Annotated in this window: 18 protein-coding genes; 10 read left to right on the top strand and 8 right to left on the bottom strand. The window is 69.1% G+C overall.

Annotation, left to right across the window (positions count from 1 at the left end):
• The 7 genes from JHN63_RS04845 to JHN63_RS52415 all read left to right on the top strand — a co-directional run bounded on the left by JHN63_RS04845 (position 1) and on the right by JHN63_RS52415 (position 4,038).
• Positions 1–555, top strand: coding sequence for a hypothetical protein (locus JHN63_RS04845; protein WP_200677417.1), 555 nt, complete (start codon positions 1–3; stop codon positions 553–555).
• A 175-nt stretch (positions 556–730) separates the two neighbouring features.
• Positions 731–964 (top strand): hypothetical protein, encoded by a 234-nt coding sequence (locus JHN63_RS04840; protein ID WP_200677416.1) that lies wholly within the window; start codon positions 731–733, stop codon positions 962–964.
• Positions 965–1,007: 43 nt separating this feature from the next.
• Positions 1,008–1,454 (top strand): DUF6879 family protein, encoded by a 447-nt coding sequence (locus JHN63_RS04835; protein ID WP_374222896.1) that lies wholly within the window; start codon positions 1,008–1,010, stop codon positions 1,452–1,454.
• 17 nt (positions 1,455–1,471) lie between these two features.
• A complete protein-coding gene (locus tag JHN63_RS04830; protein WP_200677469.1) occupies positions 1,472–2,320 on the top strand; it encodes a helix-turn-helix transcriptional regulator in 849 nt (282 codons plus the stop codon).
• 213 nt (positions 2,321–2,533) lie between these two features.
• The gene (locus tag JHN63_RS04825; RefSeq protein ID WP_307781819.1) at positions 2,534–2,896 is read left to right on the top strand and encodes an ATP-binding protein; all 363 of its coding nucleotides are present in this window, start codon (positions 2,534–2,536) and stop codon (positions 2,894–2,896) included.
• 17 nt (positions 2,897–2,913) lie between these two features.
• On the top strand, positions 2,914–3,108 hold the full coding sequence (locus JHN63_RS04820) for a hypothetical protein (protein ID WP_200677413.1): 195 nt from the start codon (positions 2,914–2,916) through the stop codon (positions 3,106–3,108).
• 417 nt (positions 3,109–3,525) lie between these two features.
• Positions 3,526–4,038, top strand: coding sequence for a GNAT family N-acetyltransferase (locus JHN63_RS52415; protein WP_307781818.1), 513 nt, complete (start codon positions 3,526–3,528; stop codon positions 4,036–4,038).
• Here the strand turns inward: JHN63_RS52415 and JHN63_RS04810 are convergent.
• Entirely contained in the window at positions 4,010–4,786 is a 777-nt protein-coding gene (locus JHN63_RS04810) for a serine/threonine protein kinase (RefSeq protein ID WP_234476148.1), read from the bottom strand. The genes JHN63_RS52415 and JHN63_RS04810 overlap by 29 nt on opposite strands.
• 143 nt (positions 4,787–4,929) lie before the next feature.
• Between JHN63_RS04810 and JHN63_RS04805 the strand changes: the two genes are divergently transcribed.
• Positions 4,930–5,520, top strand: a complete 591-nt coding sequence (locus JHN63_RS04805) for a TetR/AcrR family transcriptional regulator (RefSeq protein ID WP_200677411.1) — start codon at positions 4,930–4,932, stop codon at positions 5,518–5,520.
• A 25-nt stretch (positions 5,521–5,545) separates the two neighbouring features.
• On the opposite strand, the gene JHN63_RS04800 is transcribed toward JHN63_RS04805, so the two are convergent.
• The 5 genes from JHN63_RS04800 to JHN63_RS04780 form a co-directional block, all read right to left on the bottom strand.
• The gene (locus tag JHN63_RS04800) at positions 5,546–6,601 is read right to left on the bottom strand and encodes a LacI family DNA-binding transcriptional regulator (RefSeq protein WP_200677410.1); all 1,056 of its coding nucleotides are present in this window, start codon (positions 6,599–6,601) and stop codon (positions 5,546–5,548) included.
• Positions 6,602–6,712: 111 nt separating this feature from the next.
• Entirely contained in the window at positions 6,713–8,176 is a 1,464-nt protein-coding gene (locus JHN63_RS04795) for a GH1 family beta-glucosidase (RefSeq protein WP_200677409.1), read from the bottom strand.
• Between the two features lie 167 nt (positions 8,177–8,343).
• Positions 8,344–9,264 carry a carbohydrate ABC transporter permease gene (locus JHN63_RS04790; protein WP_200677408.1) on the bottom strand — a complete coding sequence of 307 codons (921 nt, stop codon included), beginning with the start codon at positions 9,262–9,264 and terminating at the stop codon, positions 8,344–8,346.
• A 14-nt stretch (positions 9,265–9,278) separates the two neighbouring features.
• Positions 9,279–10,271, bottom strand: a complete 993-nt coding sequence (locus JHN63_RS04785) for a carbohydrate ABC transporter permease (RefSeq protein ID WP_200677407.1) — start codon at positions 10,269–10,271, stop codon at positions 9,279–9,281.
• 288 nt (positions 10,272–10,559) lie between these two features.
• On the bottom strand, positions 10,560–11,882 hold the full coding sequence (locus JHN63_RS04780) for an ABC transporter substrate-binding protein (RefSeq protein WP_200677406.1): 1,323 nt from the start codon (positions 11,880–11,882) through the stop codon (positions 10,560–10,562).
• 492 nt (positions 11,883–12,374) lie between these two features.
• Between JHN63_RS04780 and JHN63_RS04775 the strand changes: the two genes are divergently transcribed.
• A complete protein-coding gene (locus JHN63_RS04775) occupies positions 12,375–13,418 on the top strand; it encodes a LacI family DNA-binding transcriptional regulator (RefSeq protein ID WP_200677405.1) in 1,044 nt (347 codons plus the stop codon).
• Between the two features lie 190 nt (positions 13,419–13,608).
• Positions 13,609–15,033: a GH1 family beta-glucosidase gene (locus JHN63_RS04770; RefSeq protein ID WP_200677404.1), complete on the top strand. Its 1,425-nt coding sequence runs from the start codon at positions 13,609–13,611 to the stop codon at positions 15,031–15,033.
• Between the two features lie 63 nt (positions 15,034–15,096).
• Here the strand turns inward: JHN63_RS04770 and JHN63_RS04765 are convergent, their stop codons facing one another.
• Both JHN63_RS04765 and JHN63_RS04760 read right to left on the bottom strand, forming a co-directional pair.
• Positions 15,097–15,276 carry a hypothetical protein gene (locus JHN63_RS04765; RefSeq protein ID WP_200677474.1) on the bottom strand — a complete coding sequence of 60 codons (180 nt, stop codon included), beginning with the start codon at positions 15,274–15,276 and terminating at the stop codon, positions 15,097–15,099.
• A gap of 1 nt (position 15,277) precedes the next feature.
• Positions 15,278–15,631, bottom strand: a complete 354-nt coding sequence (locus JHN63_RS04760; protein ID WP_374222895.1) for an ATP-binding protein — start codon at positions 15,629–15,631, stop codon at positions 15,278–15,280.
• Positions 15,632–15,653: the final 22 nt, after the last annotated feature.

Genomic DNA, 15,653 nt, shown 5'->3' with positions numbered 1-15,653 from the left:
ATGATCGGCCTGACCGGTGAGAATCCCCCTGTGGATGCAGGAGTTGCGGCCGTCGTGGGTGCGGCCATCGGTGGTGGTCTCGCAGGCCTGACGGCGGTTGGTACGAGCTGGTTCGGGCTCCGGACGACTCATCTTCAGGTCAAGTTCTCGGAGTCTGAGGCCGCTCGTCAACGGCGCTTTGAGAGCCTCCAGGAGAGGCGTGGCCCCCGCTCAGCGGCATACGCAGACTTCATCGCCGCTGGACAGGAGCTGATCGACTCGCTCTACGGGCGGCAGCCGCAAGATTTCCTCCTCCAGTTCGAAGCCCTTCAGGCAAACGTCCGCAAGCGCCGATCGAACGTCGCCATCGCAGGACCAGACGCCGTAGTTGCGGCTGCGGGCGTGTTCGCTGACGAGGTCAGGGTGTTCAGGAACGAACTGGCACACGGTGGGATTACTGGTCACCCCTTCAATCAGAAGCACAGACTAGAACGCCCGCTTGACGCGTTCGCCAAGGCGGCCCGGACCGCCTTGGAAGACGAGGGCCACCAGACACCGCATCGACGAACTGCGTAGGAACGTCAACGCCCCCGATCTCCCTCGTGGAGATCGGGGGCGCTTTCGTGCGTTCAATCTCCGGGCTCGCCGGAGGTCCTCATCCCGTGCAAATTCGTGCAAGTCAGTGTGATGGACGGGTGACTTGGAGCAAGCTCGTAGAGACAGTTCGCACACGAACTACGTGGAGGGGATCATGACGCTGCACAAGCTGGGCAAGGACCCGGACAGCCCGGAGGGCAAGTCCCCCACCGTCTATTACGACGACGCGACGGACAACTACCTGTTGCAGGGATGGAAGGTGTTGGACGACGACCGCCTCGGACAGATGGACATCCCCGAGCATGAGACCGTGATCGAATTCCCGAAGCGCATGATGCAGTTCTTCCCGGAGGTCAACGGCAGTGGCGGCACCGGCACCGACTCTTGAGGATCGTCTCCGCGCCTGCACCCGCACCGCTGTGCACCTGGAGATGCGGGACGGGTACATGCGATCCGATCCCCGCTTCGTGGCCTGGCAGGACGGAGTCCGGGACGGCTTGGCCGTGGCCGGTCCGTGGCTGACGCTGATCTCGGACGTCACCTCGCGAGGCGTACTCGTACGCCGGGCACGCATCGTGTCCGAGCCCGTTAGCGACTACGTCAGGTTCGAGCACCACCTGACCGGTGCCAACATCGCTGCGGGCGAGGAGGTCCGCTGGCTGCCCCGGCGGAGGGCATCGGATCTGGCGTTGCCGGGGAACGACTTCTGGCTCTTCGACGACGAAGTTGCCGTCTTCCACCACTTCGACGGGGACGGAGAGCTGGCCCCCGACGACGAGGAAGTACGTACGGACGGCGCGGCCGTGAAGCTGTGTGCAGAAGCGTTCGCCGCTGTGTGGGCGCGCGCAGTCGCCCACGGCGATTACAAGGTCGCCTGAGGGCGAGCACAAGGACAGTGGCGTCCCCGTCCTCCAGCATCCAGGAAGCACGTCGTGCGCTTGGCCAGCGTCTCCGTGAGATCCGGAAGGACTCGGGGCTCACCGGCAGAGAGCTGGCCAAGCGCGCCGGCTGGCACGAGTCGAAGACCTCGCGCCTGGAGCACGGCAGAACGCCTCCCTCCGATGGGGACATCCGCGCGTGGACGCTGATCTGCGGGGCGACCGATCGGGCGCCGGACCTCATCGCCACCGCGCGGGGCATCGACGGGCAGTACGTCGAATGGCGCCGCATGGAACAGGCCGGGCTCAAGCGCGCGCAGGAGTCGGTGCGTCCCCTGTTCGATCGCACGCGCCGCTTCCGTACGTACCAGTCGTGGGTGATTCCCGGCCTGCTCCAAACAAGCGCCTACACACGTGCGGTGCTCAGCACAGTCAGCGAACTCCGGGACGTGCCGGATGACATCGACGAGGCCGTGGCAGTGCGGATGGACCGTCAGCGGATCCTTCATTCAGGCAACCACCGCTTCGCCATGCTGATCGAGGAGTGGGTACTCCGTACGGTCATCGGAGACGCGGAGACCACGGCTGGGCAACTGGGGCACCTCATTGCCGTCGCCTCACTGCCGTCGGTAAGTCTGGGGATCATCCCGCTGGGTCTGCCTCGCGGCGTCGGGTGGCCTGTCGAGTCCTTCACCATGTACGACGAAGCACAGGTGAATGTGGAGCTTGTGTCGGCTCATCTGACCGTGACGCAGCCACGGGAGATCGAGGAGTACGCACGGGCCTTCACCGAACTGGCCGCAATCGCGGTGTACGGCGCCCCCGCGAGATCCCTCATCACCGCTGCCATCAACGCGCTCGGGTGAATCCGTGCAAGTCTGCGCAAGCTCGTTGAGCGGTTCACTGGCGCCTCCCTACGGTCAACAGGCATCGCCAGGCGTTGGCGCACGAGCACTACAGCGACAGCGACAGCGCGGAGGTGACGCCCAGCTCGACCTACACCGACCGAGGTCCTGATGCCTGTGAGCAGCGTCGTACGCCCTACGGGGCACCCTGGGTACTCCGAGACGTTCCCTGCCGTGGAGGAGAGCGCCGAGGCAGCCCGCAAGCTCGTCAGGATCGCGCTGGCCACGTGGCACCTGGACGATCTTGAGGACTCCGGGGTCCTCATCGTCACCGAGCTGGTGGCCAACGCGGTCAAGCACACGAACACCCGGAGCATCCGGGTCGTGATCTCCAGACCGAGCGAGCGCTTCGTCCGGATCGGTGTCGTCGACAAGGCCCGCGTGATACCGGAGATGGTCAAGTCCGGTGACGACGACCTGCTCGCCAGCGGCCGGGGATTCGTCCTGATCGACGCCCTGGCCGAGCGCTGGGGAACGGACATGCACCGATGGGGCAAGCAGGTCTGGGCCGAGTTGCACCGCGAGCCGGCCGCATGACCGAGGAGGGGCCCCGGGTGGGGATCGGTGATCAGGTGTGGGACGACGACGCGGGCAGGGAGGGCATCGTCACCGACATACAGGGCGGGACGTACGTCATCGGCCCCGTCTACATGTGGGCGGCCACCTGGACGGCGGCCAGTGACGAGAAGCTGAAGGTCGTCCCCTCCCGCGAGGAACGCCTCAAGCGGAAGCAGGAGCAGGGTTGGTGACCCACTCCCCCAGAGACCCTCGCGAGGTAGAGGCCACCTGATCCAGATGGCTCCCCCCTACCCGTGAGGAGAGAGGCCTCGACTGTCTGGGGACGGTCGGGGCCTCTTCGCGTCCCCGCACCTGGACAGGTACCGTCACCGGACCAACGGTGGCCTGTACTACAGGAGTTGAACGTACAGAGTGATCACCCCATGAGCGTGTGGACGCGGCCACACGCGTGGCCACACAGACGGCATCGAACGCAATCGACGGGACGTCCACTGCAACCCGGATGTCCGCTTTTGCAGATAACCCCAGGTCAAGCCTTCCTAAAGGATTGGGTTCAAGTCCCGTCACTCACCCTGAGTAATCAGCCGGTGACTTCGGAAACGAAGTCACCGGCTGATTCGTTTTCCGGAAACGGGGACCCGACCGCAGTGGACTTCGCACCCGAACTCATCAGTACCGCCCGGCTGGATCTCGTGCCCCTGAGCCCGGCGCACGCGGAGGAAATGGCCACGGTCCTGTCCTCCCCCGCCCTGCACACCTTCACCGGTGGCGAACCGCTGACTCCGGACGCCCTGCGGACCCGCTACGAGCGCCTCGCCGCGGGCTCCCCCGACCCGGCCGCCGTCTGGTGCAACTGGGTACTGCGCCTGCGGGCGGAGGACTGCCTGGTCGGCACGGTCCAGGCCACGATCACCGAGGCGGGGTCGGTCGCGGAGATCGCCTGGGTGGTCGGGGCGCCCTGGCAAGGACGGGGCATCGCCTCGGAGGCGGCGCGGGGGCTGGTGTCGTGGCTCGCCGCGCGGCCCGCCGTCCGTACGGTCGTGGCGCACATCCACCCGGACCATCGGGCGTCCGCGGCGGTCGCTACGGCCGCCGGGCTGGCGCCGACCCAGGAGTGGCAGGACGGCGAGGTCAGGTGGCGGCGCGCCACGCGTCCGTGAACTCCCGTACGCCCGCGAACCGTTCGGCGGGATCGGCGCGGGTGGCCCTTTCCAGCACGGCGAGTTGAGCCGCCGTACCCCGCCAGGCCCGTTCGCCCTCACCCGCGTCGAGGAGGAGGCGGGCGGTGCGGGCGAGGGCGTAGACCGTCGTGCGGATGTCGATGCGGGCGCCGTGGTGCCACTCCTCGGGGGCCATGAAGCGGGCCGAGCCCGGGAGGCGGTCGCCCTGGAGGACGAAGGGGCCGGGGCGGTACTCGTCGAGGTCGACGAGGTGGAGCGCGTCGCCGTAGAAGTCGTAGAGGAACGCGCCGTCGTAGAGGTCGACCGCCACCATGCCCGCCGTCTCCACCGCGAGATGGGCGTCCAGGACGCGGTCGATCGCGCGGTGGACGGAGGCGAGGGGCAGGGCGCGGAAGCGGGCGCGGGCCGGGCCGTAGAGGGACTCGCCGGGACGCCACGGCATGACGGCCGCCGTACGGCCGCTGTCCGTCACGGTGACGCGGTGCAGCTGGGGGACGATCGCCGGGTGGCGTACCGCGCGGTGGAAGGCCCAGGCGCGGTCAAGTGAGGCCTGGGCGGCGGGTGTTGTCGCCGCCTTCACGAACCAGCGTTCGCCGTCCGGGAGTTGGACCGCGTAGCCGACGCATCCGGAGTCCTGGTCGCCGAAGCTGCGGAAGATCTCGCCCACGGTGCGGAGGTACGGCTCGGTCGCGGGGATCTCGTCGACGGACAGGAGTGGATGGGGCAAAGGAATGCTCCTTTCGCGGCACCGTCGAGAAGGAAAAGCGCGCTCGACAAACGAGCCCAGGAGAGACTCGGTAAACAGGCTCGGTAAGTAAATACAACGGGTCAACTTTTTAAGCAAGCCAACCGAGAGTTATGCTGCGAGGCATGACCGATACGCCGATCATCGGCCGCCGCGAACGCAAGAAGGCCGCCACCCGGCAGGCCCTGGCCGACGCGGCGCTGGAGCTCTTCCTGGCGCACGGCTACGACCAGGTGAGCATCCGGGATGTCGCCGAGGCCGCGGACGTCTCCACCACGACCCTCTTCAAGCACTTCCCCAGCAAGGAGGCGCTGGTCTTCGACCTGGACGCGGACCAGGAGGCCGCCCTGGTCGCGGCGGTCCGCGACCGGTCTCCGGGAACATCGATCCCGCGGGCGCTGCGGGACCATCTGCTGGACGCCCGCTTCTTCGCTCCCGACGACGGCGACCAGCTCACCGCGTTCCACCAACTCGTCCGCGCCACACCGGCGTTGACCGAGTACCACCGCCGCATGTGGATGCGTCACCAGCAAGCGGTGGCACGCGCGATCGCGGAATCCGTGAACGCCCCCGCGGACGACCCCCGTTGCACCTCCCTGGCCCACTTCGCCCTGGACGCCCGCACCCTCGCGGAGGCCTCGGCGGACCCGAGGGCGACGATGTGCGCGGCGTTCGACCTGCTGGAGCGGGGCTGGGGAGCCGTAGGGTCCGAGTGATCCCGCGGGCGCGGACGGGACGCTCCTAGGACGACGCCCGCGTCACCAACTCCGTTGCCAGGACCACCTGTCGACGCTCAGGGCCCCGGGACGTGGCCGGACGGCGGTCCGCGATCTCGGCGAGGAGGAGGTCGATCATCGAGCGGCCCATTTCCTCGATCGGCTGGCGGACGCTGGTGAGGGGCGGGTCCATGTGGCGGGCGATGGCCGAGTCGTCGTAGCCGACGAGGGCGATGTCGTCCGGGATACGGCGGCCTTCCTCGCGGAGGACCTGGCGGGCGCCCGCCGCCATGACGTCCGAGCCGGCGAAGACCGCGTCCACGTCGGGGCGGCGGGCCAGCAGTTCCTTCATCGCCCGGCGGCCGCCCTCCTCCGTGAAGTCGCCCGGCTGGATCAGGTGTTCGTCCACCTCGTGGCCCGCGTCGAGCAGTGCCTCGCGGTAGCCGTCCACGCGGCGCTGGGCGCCGTAGACGTCGAGGCGGCCGGTGATGTGGGCGATGCGGGTGCGGCCGCGGGTGATCAGGTGCTCCACCGCCGAGCGGGCTCCGCCGTAGTTGTCCGAGTCGACCGAGGTCAGGGTCTCCGCCGCCGAGCGCGGGCCGCTGATCACCGCCGGGATCTCCAACTGCGCGAGCAGGTCCGGGAGCGGGTCGTCCGCGTGGACCGAGACCAGCAGGACGCCGTCGACCCGGTGCGCGGCCAAGTACTGGGCCAGGCGCTGCCGTTCGCGGTCGTTGCCCGCGAAGATCAGCAGCAACTGCATCTCGGTCTCGGAGAGTTCGGCGCCGACGCCCTTGAGCATGTCGGAGAAGTACGGCTCCGCGAAGAAGCGGGTCTCCGGCTCGGGGACGACGAGGGCGATGGCGTCCGTGCGGTTCGCGGCCAGGGCACGTGCAGCCGTGTTGGGGACGTAGCCCAGTTCCGCCACGGCCGCCTCGACGGCCGCCCGCGTCGCGTCGCTCACCCGCGGCGAGCTGTTGATCACCCGGGAGACCGTGCCGCGGCCCACACCGGCACGGGCGGCGACCTCCTCCAGGGTCGGCCGCCGACCGCCCCGGTTCCGCCCACCGCTGACCGTCATGGTCGCCGCCTTCCGTTCGCAGCTTTCAGGCCAGGAATGTAACAGCCGGGCCCGAACACCCCGCTTCCATCCTCTCCCCTCAAGTGGGGCTTTCGCCCGCCGAGCCGGGCCTCACCCGTGTTCACCGGCTTCACCGGCGGACGGCAGCGCGTTCCCCTGGATCACCCCTGCGTACCAGTGGGCGCTCGCCTTGGGGATACGGCGCTGGGTGGAGTAGTCGACGTAGACGGCGCCGAAACGCTTCGAATAGCCGTAGGACCACTCGAAGTTGTCGAGGAGCGACCAGAGGAAGTAGCCACGCACGTCCGCTCCGTCGGTGATGGCCCGGCGGACGGCGTCCAGGTGGGAGTGCAGGTAGGCGATCCGCTGCGGGTCGTTCACCCGGCCCTCGGGAGAGACGTAGTCGTCGAACGCGGCGCCGTTCTCGGTGACCATCAGCGGCAGCCGCGGGTGCGAGGCGGCCAGGTCGGTCAGCAGGGTGTGCAGTCCGCTGGGGTCGATGGCCCAGTTCATCGCGGTGAGCCGGTCGTTGGCGAGGTGGAAGTCCACGTGCTCGGAGCCGGTCCACGGGGAGTGTTCGCTGGCGCCGTGGCCGTCGTTCTTGGTGGTGCCGGAGCCGTCGCCGGCCGAGACCACGGTCGGGGCGTAGTAGTTGACGCCGAGCACGTCGATGGGCCGGGAGATCTCGGCGAGGTCGCCGTCCCGCACCAGTTCCGTCCAGTCGACGAGGTGCGCGGTGTCGGTGAGCAGGTCCTCGGGGTAGGCGCCGTCCAGGACCGGTCCGGTGAAGATCCTGTTGCCGACCGCGTCGATCCGGCGGGCGGCCTCCGTGTCCTCGGCGCTGCCGGTGAGCGGGCGCACCTGGTGCAGGTTGAGGGTGAGGGAGGTCTGCGCGGACGCCGGCAGGACCTCGCGCAGTGCCCCGACCGCTCGGCCGTGGCCCAGGTTGAGGTGATGGGCGGCGCGCAGGGTGGCCGCCGGGTCGGTGCGGCCGGGGGCGTGCACACCGGAGCCGTAGCCCAGGAACGCGCTGCACCACGGCTCGTTGAGGGTGGTCCACAGGCCGACGCGGTCCCCGAGGGCCCGGCCCATGATCTCGGCGTAGTCGGCGAAACGGTGTGCGGTGTCGCGCTGCGGCCAGCCGCCCGCGTCCTCCAACTCCTGCGGCAGGTCCCAGTGGTAGAGAGTGGCGACGGGGGTGATGCCCGCCGCGAGCAGTTCGTCGGCGAGCTTGCGGTAGAAGTCGAGACCCCGCTCCACGGCGGGTCCGCGTCCGGTGGGCTGCACCCGGGACCAGGAGATGGAGAACCGGTACGCCTTCAGGCCGAGGTCCTTCATCAACGCCACGTCGTCGCGGTACCGGTGGTAGTGGTCGGCGGCGATGTCACCGGTGTCGCCGTTGCGCACCTTCCCGGGCGTGTGACTGAAGGTGTCCCAGATGGAAGGGGTCCGGCCGTCCTCGGCGGCGGCGCCCTCCACCTGGTAGGCGGCGGTGGCCGCACCCCAGACGAAGCCCGGGGGGAAGGAGGTGACGGAGGCCGACGCGGCCTTGGTCTCGTGTCGTACGGCAGTCATGTGAGCGCTCCCGGAGTGGAGTGAGTGAGGGCCGGAAGGCGATCCGGCGGTGAGGGGAAGCGGACGGGGCACGACGACGGGCGCCCGGCCGGGTACGGCCCGCGTGCTGAGCGGGCCGTACGGGACGGTGAACTGGGCCTGCGCGAGCGGCAGTCGGCGGCTCGGCGTCAGCCCTTGACGGCGCCCGCCATGATGCCTCCGATGATCTGCTTGCCGAAGATCACGAACACCAGCAGCAGCGGCAGGGTACTGATCAGCGCCCCGGCCATGACGATGCTCTGGTCGGGGGTGTAGGAGGCGCTGAGCTGGCCGAGCGCCACCTGGATGGTGGGGTTGTCCTGGTTCAGGGCGAGGAAGGGCCAGAAGAAGTCGTTCCACGCCTGGACGAAGGTGAGCATCCCGAGCACCATCATCGCGGGCCTCGCGGCGGGCAGGACCACGTTCCAGACGATGCGGATGTTGGACGCCCCGTCCACCTTGGCCGCCTCGATGAGTTCGTACGGCAGGGCCTCCGACAGGTACTGGCGCATGAAGAAGACACCGAAGGCGCCGACGAGGGTCGGGAAGATCACCGACTCCAGTTTTCCGCCCCAGCCGATGTCCGCCATCATCATGAACAGCGGTACGACGCTGAGTTGGGGCGGGATCGTCAGGGTGGCGATGACCGCGGTCATCAGGACGCTACGGCCGCGGAAACGCATCTTGGAGAAGGCGTAGCCGGCGAGGGTGCAGAAGAACAGCGTGGCGGCGGTGATACAGCCCGCCACGATCACGGTGTTGACGATCGCCTTCCCCAAGTGGGCCTGTTCCCAGGCCGCCTGGAGGTTGCTCCACAGCCGGCCGCCCGGCAGGAACGGCGGCGGGCTGTCGAGGACCCGCTGCTGGTCGTGCGAGGCGGCCACCAACGTCCAGTACAGCGGGAAGATCGAGAACAGGCCTACGACGATCAGGGTGGCGTAGGTGAACGGGCCGCCCTTGAGCTGCTGGCCGGCGCCGATCTTGAAGCGTCGGCGGCCCTTGCCCGGGGTGACGGGAAGCGGCGCCGGGTCGAGGTCCGGCGCGGTCTGGGTGGGGCTGGTCGTGGTCATCGATATCGCTCCCGTCAGGCCGCGCTGTTGCGCACGAACCGGCCGACGATCCAGTTGATCAGGGCAATGAGCAGGAGCAGGACGAGCATGGCCCAGGCCACGGCCGCGGCCGGGCCCAAGTGCCCCAGCTTCCAGCCGTAGTTGAAGAGATAGATGCTGAGCGTCTCGTACTGGTGCTCGCTCCCCCCGGTGGAGCCCAGCGTGCCGCCCTGCAACAGCAGCGGCTCACCGAACAGCTGCATGGAACCGATGGTCGAGATGACGATGGTGAACAGGATCGTCGGCCGCAGCGAGGGAACGGTCACCTTGCGGAACTGCTGCCAGCGCGTCGCTCCGTCGATCGAGGCCGCTTCGTACAGGTCGGCGGGCACGGCCTGCATGGCCGCCAGGTAGATCAGGGTGTTGTAGCCGGTCCAGCGCCAGATCACGATGATCGAGATGGCGATCTTGGACGTCCACTCCCCGTTGCCCCAGTCGGTGTTGCCGATGCCGACGAAGTGCAGCACCCAGTTGAGCAGACCTCCGTCGGCCCGGAAGACCAGGGCGAAGACGAGGGCCGCGGTCGCCACCGAGGTGGCGTACGGGGTGAGGATCACCGTCCGCCAGACCGTGCTGGCGCGCAGCTTGTAGTTGAGCAGGTGCGCCAGGCCCAGGGCCATCAGGAGCTGCGGGACGGTCGAAATGACGCCGATGACAAAGGTGTTGGTGACGGCGGTCCAGAACTCGGAGTCCTGGAGGATCGTGGCGAAGTTGTGCCAGCCGACCCACTCGGACTGGTCCAGGCTCGTCATCTCCACCCGGTGCAGGGCTATCCAGCCCGTGTACAGCATCGGGTAGAGGCCGAAGGCACCGAAGATGAGGAAGAAGGGGGCGATGTACGCGTACGGCGACGCCTTGTCGTCGAAGCGCCACAGCCGGGTGCGCCACACGCTGGGCGGGTTCGACGCGGTGCCGGAGCCGCCGGGTGGCGGGGCGGGGGCACCCCGTGTGGGGGTTGTGGTTGCCACGGAGGAAGTCCTTCCCTGGATCTCGGCCGGGGTACGGGCGGGGCGAGGACCGGAGATCCGGTCTGGGGCACGTCGTCGAACTCGGGTCGCCGGTCCCGGCGGACACGGTGCGGCGGTGTCCGGTGAGTGTGCGCCGAACACCGCTGAAAGGACCGGCACTTGACGACCGGGGCCGATGCGGGGCACCGAGGCCGTCCGGGCCCCGCGCCTACGGCAGGAGCCGCCGCACGGTCCCACGCACGTGACGCGGTGCGGGCGCCCGCCGGGTCGCCCGCACCGCGGCCTGTGTCAGCCGATCACCTTGTCGATCGACTCGGTCGCGGCCTTCCACGCCTTGGCGGGCGCGGTGCCCCGCTCCTCCATGTTGTTGATCTGCGTGGAGATCGTGTCCTTGATCGTGCCGTCCTTCGCGCCGAGCACGGCCTCGGGGATGGCCTTCGCCTCGTCGGCGTAGATCTGGCCGATCGGGGCGTTGTTGAAGTACGGCAGCGTCGCGTTCTTCACGCTGGCGAGTTCGTAGGCGCCCTTGTTCGACGGGAAGACACCGATCGCCTTGAACACGGCGGCCTGCTGCTCGGGAGCGGTCAGCCACTTGACCAGGTCGGTGGCTTCCTTGACGTGCTTGCCGCTCTTGGGCACGGCCAGGAAGGAGCCGCCCCAGTTGGCCGCGCTGGTGCCGGGCGCACGGGCGATGTCCCACTTGCCCTTGTAGGCGTCACCGGAGTTGATGGAGATCTGGCCGGCCATCCAGGCGGGGCACGCCACGGTGGCGATGGTGCCCTTGCGCAGCGCGGCCTTCCAGGCGTCGCCGAACTGGGGCAGACCCTCGGTCAGCTTCTTGGACGCGGCTTCCGCGGCCAGGTCCCAGCCCTGCTGCACGGCGGGGCTGTTCTTGTAGATCGCCTTGCCTGAAGCGTCGTAGTACTGCTGCGCGGAGGAACCCACGACCGCGTTGTACATGGCGCTCGCGGAGTCCATGAAGTACGTGCCCTTGGGGGCCTTCGCCTTGAACTTCTCGCCGAGCTTGAGGTAGTCCTCCCAGCCGCCCGCGACGGCCTTGGCGACGGAGTCACGGTCGCTCGCGAGGCCCGCCGCCTTGAAGAGGTCCGAGCGGTAGCACAGGGACATCGGGCCGATGTCGGTGCCGGCGCCGATGACCGAACCGTCCGACGCGGTGGCCTGCTTCTCCTTCCAGGAGACCCAGTCGCTCACGTTGATCGTCTTGCTCAGGTCGGCGAACTTGGCCGCCTGGGTGTCGACGACCTCCTTGATGCGGCCGACCTCGATGCCCGTGACATCGCCCAGGCCACTGCCCGTGTTCAGCTGCTGAAGAAGCTTCGGGTAGTAGTCCTGCTCGTTGGCGGTGGTGTTCTCCTTGACCGTGATGTTCGGGTGCAGCTTGTGGTACTGGGCGAACAGGCCGGCTTCCTTGTAGCCGAACTGCCCGAAGTCGTCCACCGTGAGAGTGATGTTCCCGTTCGAGTCCTTGGCGTCCGAGGAGCTGTCGTCGCTGCTGCAGCCGGTCAGCAACAGGGCGGAGGCCGTCAGGACCGTCGTGGTCACGGCCGCCACTCTGCGGCCGCGGCCGCCGGCGGTACGGGTGATGCTCATTCCACTACTCCTTGTTCCAGTGGGGAACGGGATCTCAGGAATCGGACCGCCGAGGCTCGACGATCCGGACCTGCCCTCTCGTTTCGAGCAGCGGCCAGCCCACAGCACTGGGCGTGCGGTGAAAAGGTGCTGGTCAACGGTGTTTCATACGAGATAGAGGGACGGGCCGTTGGTGGTTCGGTGCACACGGGAGGGAGCCCCCGAGGTTCCGTGGGACCGCTCCCACGCGGCATGCCGGAAGACTCCTTCGTGCTGGGCCGGGTGTCAAGACTTGAAAACGGCGTTGTTGCGTAAGCGTGTTCCGTACGTCACGTGAATGTGTCGCTCCACCAGGCGTCACCGACCGGACACGGACCGGTCCCGCACAGGATTCACGCAGGTCGTTCAAGGGTCCGTGGCGCGGACGGGGAGCCGGCACCGTCCGTCCGGGCCTTCGCCCGAATTTCTGGGCCAGAATGAGGCCAGCCCCCACTGATCGCCGGAAGGTGAACAATGACCCCTGCCGAGCAGCCGCCTCCGCGCGCGGAAGTCCGGCGCCCGACCCTGAACGCCGTGGCCGCCCTCGCCGGCGTCGGCCGCGGCACGGTCTCCCGGGTCATCAACGGCTCCCCCAAGGTGAGTGCCCCCACCCGCGCGGCCGTGGAGCGGGCGATCGCCGAACTCGGCTACGTCCCCAACCCGGCCGCCCGCTCGCTGGCCAGCCGCCGTACCGACTCGGTCGCCGTGGTCGTTCCCGAGGGCGAGGCCCGGCTCTTCTCCGAGCCCTACTTCTCGGAGATCATCCGCGGCGTCTCCGCCGAACTGGCGAGCGCCGGAATGCAGTTGCTGCTGGTCCTGGTGCCGGACGAGAAGGAGTACGCGCGACTCGCCACGTACCTGTCCGCCCATCGGGTGGACGGCGTGCTGATGCTCTCGGTCCACAGCGGCGACACGCTGCCCGACCGGCTGCGGGAACTCTCCGTTCCGACGGTGCTCGCCGGCCGGCGCGGCCCGGGAGAGCCGCTCGGACACGTCCGCGCGGACAACGGCGGTGGCGCCAGAAGCGCCGTCGAGCATCTGCTGGCGAAGGGGCGCCGGACCATCGGCACCATCACGGGCCCGCTGGACATGGACGCGGCCCAGGCCCGACTCGACGGCTACCGCGAGGCGTTGGAGGGCGCGGGCATGGTCGTCGACGAGGAGCTGATCGCGTACGGCGACTTCCGGGAGGAGGGCGGACGTGCGGCCATGCGGGAGCTGCTGCGCCGACGACCCGGTCTCGACGCGGTCTTCGCCGCGTCCGACGTGATGGCGTCGGGCGCCGTGCTGGAACTACGCGCGTCAGGCCTGCGGGTGCCCCACGACGTCGCCGTCGTCGGCTTCGACGACTCGATCGTGGCCCGGCACATCGATCCGCCGCTGACCAGCGTCCGCCAGCCGCTGGAGGAGATGGGCCGGACCATGGCGAGCCTCCTGCTGCACGAGATCGCCCACCGCGGCGACGATCACCGCGAAGTGGTCCTGCCGACGCGGTTGGTGGTGCGGGAATCCGCGTGAGTGGTTGTGCCGGGGAGCCAGGTGCGCGGTGTGCCGGGGGTCCGTGCGAGCGGTGTGCGGGGATCGGGGATCCACGTGAGCGGTGCGCCGGGAGGGCCTGGGTGATTTCCAGGGAGGGACGGACCACCCTTTGCACGTGGGAGCGCTCCCATGCATAATGGGCGCCACCCGACCCCATGGGAGCGATTCCATGTCCGACCTGACGACCGCGGCCTTTCCTCCTGGCTTCCTCTGGGGGGCCGCGACCTCGGCCTACCAGATCGAGGGGGCGGTGCGGGAGGGCGGCCGTACGCCCTCGATCTGGGACACGTTCAGTCATACGCCGGGCCGTACGGCCGGTGGTGAGCACGGTGACATCGCTGTCGACCACTATCACCGCTACCGCGACGACGTGGCCCTGATGGCGGACCTGGGCCTGACGGCGTACCGCTTCTCGGTCTCCTGGCCGCGGGTGCAGCCGACCGGGCGGGGTCCGGCGGTGCAGGTGGGCCTGGACTTCTACCGCCGTCTGGTGGACGAGCTGCTCGCGGTGGGCATCAAGCCGGCGCTCACCCTCTACCACTGGGATCTGCCGCAGGAGTTGGAGGACGCGGGCGGCTGGCCGGAGCGCGACACGGCGTACCGCTTCGCCGAGTACGCGCAGATCGTGGGCGAGGCGCTGGGCGACCGCGTGGAGCAGTGGATCACGCTCAACGAGCCGTGGTGCAGCGCGTTCCTGGGCTATGGCTCGGGGGTGCACGCGCCGGGCCGTACGGACACGGCGGCGTCGCTACGAGCGGCTCACCACCTGAACTTGGCGCACGGGCTGGCGACTTCGGCTCTGCGGTCCGCGATACCGGCCCGCGACTCGATCGCGGTGAGCCTCAACTCCGCGGTGGTCAGGCCCGCTTCCCTGTCCCCGGAGGACATGGCGGCGGCCCGGAAGATCGACGACCTGGCCAACGGGGTGTTCCACGGGCCGATGCTGCACGGCTCGTATCCGCAGTCTCTTCTCGACGCGACGAGGTCGATCACGGACTGGTCGTACGTCCGGGGCGGCGATCTGACGCTCATTCACCAGCCGTTGGACGCACTGGGGTTGAACTACTACACGCCGACGTCGGTGGAGGCGGCGGCCTCGACGTCGGTGGGCCCGCGCGCGGACGGCCACGGCCTGAGCGCGTTCACCCCCTGGCCGGGCGCGGACGACGTGGCGTTCCTCCAAACGCCCGGCGAGCGCACGGAGATGGGCTGGACGATCGACCCGACGGGCCTCCACGAGCTGATCATGCGCTACACGAGGGAGGCCCCGGGCCTGCCGTTGTACGTCACGGAGAACGGCGCGGCGTACGACGACAAGCCGGATCCGGAGGGCAAGGTCCACGACCCCGAGCGGATCGCGTACCTGCACGGCCACCTGTCGGCGGTAGGGCGCGCGATCGCGGACGGCGCGGACGTACGGGGCTATTACCTGTGGTCGCTCATGGACAACTTCGAGTGGGCGTACGGGTACCAGAAGCGCTTCGGGGCGGTGTACGTGGACTACGCGACGCTGGAGCGGACGCCGAAGTCGAGCGCGCGGTGGTACGGGGAAGCGGCTCGGACGGGCGTACTGCCGACGGTGAGCGAAGCCTGACCGACGGGGGACACCGGGGACGGGGCGCGGCACGCCCAGGGGACGGGGCGCGCCCCGGCGGGGTTATGGCGAGGGGCGACTCGCGCTCGCGCCGGAGTGTGGCCGCCGCCGGTACTCCTTGTCCAGCAACAGGTCGAAGTCGCCGGAGTCCGCGCGAGCCGCGAGACGGGCCAGGGCGCGCTTCCCGCGTTCGGCGGCTTCATCAGGCGTGGGGGTTGTCCCGACCGACAGGTCCTCGCCCATGTCATCGGTTCCCCAGCTCGAACCAGGTCGCCTTGCCCCGGCCGGGGCCGTGGGTGCACACGCCCCAGGCGTCGGCGCCGTGCGCGATGAGGTGGATGCCTCGGCCGTCCTCGTCGGTGGGGGTGGGGGTGCGGGTCCTCGGGATGCCCGGTGCCTCGTCGTGGATGAGGACTCGGAAACGGTGGGGGCTGGACCAACCTGCGTGGAGGGTTACGGGGGTTAGGTGGCCCTCCAGCTTGCAGGCGTTGATGGCGTTGGTGACGGCTTCCGAGGTCAACAGGATTGCCGTGTCCGTGAGTTCGGGGCGGCCGGAGGTGGCGAGGAGGGTCCGCACCGCCCGCGAAACGGTCCGCACCCTCCTCGCCACCTCCGGCCGC

Source organism: Streptomyces sp. MBT65 (assembly GCF_016612545.1).
GTDB lineage: Bacteria > Actinomycetota > Actinomycetes > Streptomycetales > Streptomycetaceae > Streptomyces.
Note: the sequence above shows the minus strand (reverse complement) of the source record. Positions and strands in the feature narration are given on the sequence as shown.